Origin of the sequence: Actinomadura montaniterrae (assembly GCF_008923365.1) — a bacterium.
GTDB classification, from domain to species: Bacteria; Actinomycetota; Actinomycetes; order Streptosporangiales; family Streptosporangiaceae; genus Spirillospora; species Spirillospora montaniterrae.
Window position 1 is genome coordinate 1 of record NZ_WBMR01000492.1, and the last position, 1,052, is coordinate 1,052.

General features: G+C 78.9%; 1 protein-coding gene. It reads right to left on the reverse strand.

The features are described from left to right. The coding region (locus F9B16_RS52175) for a hypothetical protein (protein WP_192809425.1) at nt 1-1,052 on the reverse strand (1,052 nt) is incomplete at both ends.

Below are 1,052 nucleotides of genomic sequence, written 5' to 3' on the forward strand. Positions count from 1 at the left end.
AGTTCCCGGCGGCAGGCGCGCGCGTGCTCGCGGGCCTGCGGGCCGGCCGCCTCCTCCAGCCCTTCGAGCAGGTCCTCCAGCGCGCCCAGCAGCGGCTGCGCGCGACGAGCGCCGCCTCGACGAGCGGCTCGTGCCCGCGCAGCCGGTCGTCGGCGTCGACGGCCGCGAGCGGCTCCCCCGCGGACGTGCGGACCTCGTGCCGCCACCGGCCCGGCACCGGCCCGGCGCCGGCCGCGGCGCCGCGCCCGGTGACGTCGACGTAGCCGTCCCCGGCCCACAGCCACAGGTCGAGCGTCGCGTCGCGCAGGACGCGGCGCAGCGCGTCCCGCACCTTCTCCACCGACACCGGGTCGGTGAGGCGCTGCATCCGCTCGGCGGCGGACAGCTCGGCCAGCCGGGCGCGCAGCGTCGCGGCGAGGAACGCCAGCGGCAGCACCGTCGCGGACACGCCCTGGAAGAGGTAGACCTCCATCACGTCGTCCAGGGTCACGTGGCGGCCGATGAGCGAGCCCTGCACCGCGAGCGCCCCGGCGACGCCGACCGTGACGGCGGCGGCGATGGGCACGGTGTACCGGCGGTCGAGCCGGCCGGTCCCTGGGAGCCGCAGCAGCAGGATGATGACGAGCGCGCCGGCCAGCCCCGCCTCCAGGGTCGTGACGGCCCGGTACGCGCAGTCGAACGCCTCCCGGTCGGGGGCGGCGGACGGCCACGCCGCCGCGGGGTCGAACCCGTTCCACGCCGGCCGCGACAGCGCGCACAGCACCGCCTGGCCGCCGATCATGACGGCGGCGGTGGCGCCGGTCCACAGCCGGGCGGCGGCGCCGTCGAGCCGGCCGCCCGGGTACAGCAGCACGCCCACCCCGATCGCGACGAAGAAGACCGACTGCGCGAACACCGACACCACCGGGCCGGCGCCCGCGTTCCAGCTCGCCGTCCAGGTCAGCGCCCACGCCGCCGCGCCCGAGGTGAACGCCGCGCCGGTCCGGCGGCCGAGCCGCCCGGCGGCCAGCAGCCCGCCCGCGACGGCGAACCCGCCGCAGCACGCCAGCGTG